The organism is Methylophaga sp. UBA1464, assembly GCF_002325665.1.
Classification (GTDB): domain Bacteria; phylum Pseudomonadota; class Gammaproteobacteria; order Nitrosococcales; family Methylophagaceae; genus Methylophaga.
Window position 1 is genome coordinate 88,796 of the sequence record NZ_DCSO01000089.1, and the last position, 3,104, is coordinate 91,899.

Annotated in this window: 3 protein-coding genes; 1 reads left to right on the forward strand and 2 read right to left on the reverse strand. The window is 46.5% G+C overall.

Features of this window, described 5'->3' with window-relative positions; translation table 11 throughout:
* Nucleotides 1-125 precede the first annotated feature (125 nt).
* Nucleotides 126-1,505: a lipopolysaccharide kinase InaA family protein gene (locus B3O33_RS11985; protein ID WP_292360419.1), complete on the reverse strand. Its 1,380-nt coding sequence runs from the start codon at nucleotides 1,503-1,505 to the stop codon at nucleotides 126-128.
* Nucleotides 1,506-1,510: 5 nt separating this feature from the next.
* The gene (gene rfaP, locus B3O33_RS11990) at nucleotides 1,511-2,311 is read right to left on the reverse strand and encodes a lipopolysaccharide core heptose(I) kinase RfaP (RefSeq protein WP_292360420.1); all 801 of its coding nucleotides are present in this window, start codon (nucleotides 2,309-2,311) and stop codon (nucleotides 1,511-1,513) included.
* A 115-nt stretch (nucleotides 2,312-2,426) separates the two neighbouring features.
* Between rfaP and B3O33_RS11995 the strand changes: the two genes are divergently transcribed.
* The gene (locus B3O33_RS11995) at nucleotides 2,427-2,990 is read left to right on the forward strand and encodes a D-sedoheptulose-7-phosphate isomerase (RefSeq protein WP_292360423.1); all 564 of its coding nucleotides are present in this window, start codon (nucleotides 2,427-2,429) and stop codon (nucleotides 2,988-2,990) included.
* The last annotated feature ends 114 nt before the right edge of the window (nucleotides 2,991-3,104 follow it).

Consider the following 3,104-nt stretch of genomic DNA (forward strand, 5'->3'; position numbering starts at 1 on the left):
CCGGCATCACGACGGATTTCCAGAATCCGCCGAAAATCACGCGCCAGGCCGCCATAGGCAAAATATTTATACAGGCATACCGCCAGTTTCATAAATGCGTTCCGTTTAACACTGTATGACTACCTTTATGCTTTGATCGCTTTGGTTAACAGGTGACGCGTTTCACCTACCGGCCAATTGCGTAAAAATCGTTGCTGATCCTCTCTATGTAAACGCTTGAAACCGGTTTTTGTGATTTGCTGCATCGCGTCCAAATCAATCAGCCAGATTTTTTGCTGATTATCGACCAGCCAATTGGTGGCTTTTAAATCGCCATGATAAATATGATGGCGACGTAACTGCTCAAATAATTCGCTGATTTGCTGAATCATTTCAGGATGCTGAATTTCTGAATCATCCAGCTCTGCCAGAGAACGTCCGACAATATGTTCACAGATAAAATAGGCTTTTTGCCGCAGGCCAAGAAATCGTTGTTCCACAAAGCCTAAAGGTCGCGGGGTGGCAATGCCCAGATATTCCAGCAGATTGGCATTGTACCAGGACACATTGGCGCGACTTTTTCGCAGACAACGCCGTAAAAAATGTAACGGCGTTTTCATGTTATAGCGTTTAATCACCACCGGCTGTCCCGCCAGTTCACTTTTGACAACAGTTGCAGAGTTGCCTTTTTTCAGAGAGATTCCATCCTGCATGGCTTGATTTAATAACGTTAACGGCTGCTCTGTTAAAGCGGTAGATAAATTGCCACGCCAGGCCGCTTCGATCATTAGCGATTTTCGATAGCGTGTCATAGTGCAGGATCGAAACTGCTTTTTCAGATAATGCGTTTGCCGATAAAGTCGAGCTTTGCTGACCTTACCAAGCAACTGTTGTTCAACAATCGGATCCAGCACCATATTTCGAGCCGCAAAATATGTCGGTAAGGCGTTCAACAACCATTCCTGCTGATGCAATGGAAACTGGGCAATTAACCGAGACAGATTGTTCAGGCAAGTCACCATTTTCAGTGGCTTCTTTTGTATAACCACTGACGCTAAATCCAGTAAATATAATGTGTTATTGGATAACACAAAGTTATCCAGATGCGGATCCTGCTGATAACACCGCTGATGATGGCAACGTCCAAACAAATCAAATAATGCTGTAAGTGGGAACGCGTCCTCTGATAATTCATTTAAGGTGACTGCCTTTGGCAAAAAGGCATAGATAATAAAGCTGACACCCTGCTGATCTTCGGTATTATGTAATATCTGTGCTACGGCAATATCTGCTTGCATGCAATGTTGATGCGCTTTCAGTTCGCGTTGATATTCCTGCTGACCTTTGCCTTGCGCGGCAAAGATTTTGAGCACAAATTCGCCACTGTCATTGCTGGCATGTAAAACAATCCGCCGTCCGGCCAGAAAACGTAACATTGATTGGATTTGGTATTTCGTCCCACCCAACTCAAGTTCAACCGGAAAAGCGACAGGTAATTCTTTTAATAAATTTTGAGCACTCAGCATAACCATTATTCCGCCAGCAACTTCTGCGCGCGACGCTCCACCTCACGCCATAAATCGGCCTGCTCTTTCAGCATCGTACGCAAGGGTAAGCCTGAATAAATCTGCATAAAGCGTAATTTGTCCCGTTTAGTCAAAGGTACTCTGGAAGCCGAAAAATACAGGCTTCCCAGATCTTTTATCTGCCAGCGTTTCGGTGTTTTATGTCTGATGGTCGCACGGTGCAAATCAATCAGATACACCGGCGTGTTGTCATCGAAGGTATTGTTCTCGGCAAAGCGTTCATCCAACAGAAAATGACACAGATAAAAATCGCGGTGATTCATGCCGTTTTTATGCATGGTGCCCGCCATGTTGGCCAGCTTGCGGATAAGCGCCTGTTTGGTGGCAAAACCCGGTGGCCGTTGTTGCCATTGCTCGCCAACATATTCCAGGCTCATGGTATTCACCAGATCATCAGTAATTACAAACGAACGTAATGCCGCCGGATTAATGCCCTGTTCGCCATAACCGGCCAGCGTCATGGTTTCGATACCGTGTTTTTCGAGAAAGTGAATCGCCTGCCATTCATTGCGGGCACTGATAATTGGCAAACGCATTTGCAGCAGATTTTTAATGATTTCGGCCCAGCCGACACCTTGATGATATTTCAGAAAATACGAGTGATCATTCAGCTCGAAGCGCAAGGTCCGGCGGCCTTCCTTATCACGAAAGATCTCACCGTCAATGTTGGCCACAACATCAAACACCGGTTTATCGGCCCAGGCCCGAGCCAAATCTTGTCGCAAATAACAGGAATTCTTTTTCATTAAGGCCATCTAAAGGCTTTGCCAAGCAGTGAGTTGTGCGATCGCGCACAGCGTTTTGTTACACTGTTTGCAGGAAACCACAAATACTACCACTAGAGCCGAAATGAGGTAAGCCGTGTCATTTAAATCCACCTTGCAACGCCACCAAAAGATGATTGAAAGCTTGTTTGAAATGGAGCCTCAATTAAATGATTTATTGGCCCTTATCAGCGACTGCGTGCTGAATGACAATAAAGTATTGTTCTTCGGCAATGGCGGCAGCGCTTCTGATGCCCAGCATCTGGCGGCGGAATTTGTGATTCGTTATAAAGAAGATCGCAGACCGCTGGCCGCAATTGCGCTGACGACCGACACCTCAATTCTCACTGCACACAGCAACGATTACAGCTTTGAAACCGTATTCGATCGGCAAATTCAGGCGCTGGCCCGACCCGGCGATGTGGCAATTGGTTTATCGACTTCCGGTAACAGTGCCAATGTCATTAACGGCATTAACACTGCCAAAAAAGCGGGTTGTGCAACCATTGCCTTTACCGGCCAAAGCGGCGGACAGCTTAAAGCTATCGCTGATCATTGTGTCTGTGTCGCCGATACCGAAACCGCCCGGGTTCAGGAAGGCCATATCCTGATTGGTCACTGGTTATGTGAAGCACTGGACGAGAAACTCAGCAACGCATGAGTCAAAACATCATTACAGCAGACGTCGTTATAGTTGGTGCCGGCATTGCCGGATTATGGCTGCATAATCGGCTGAGCCAGTTGGGTTATCACTGTCTGTTGCTGGAAAACCAGT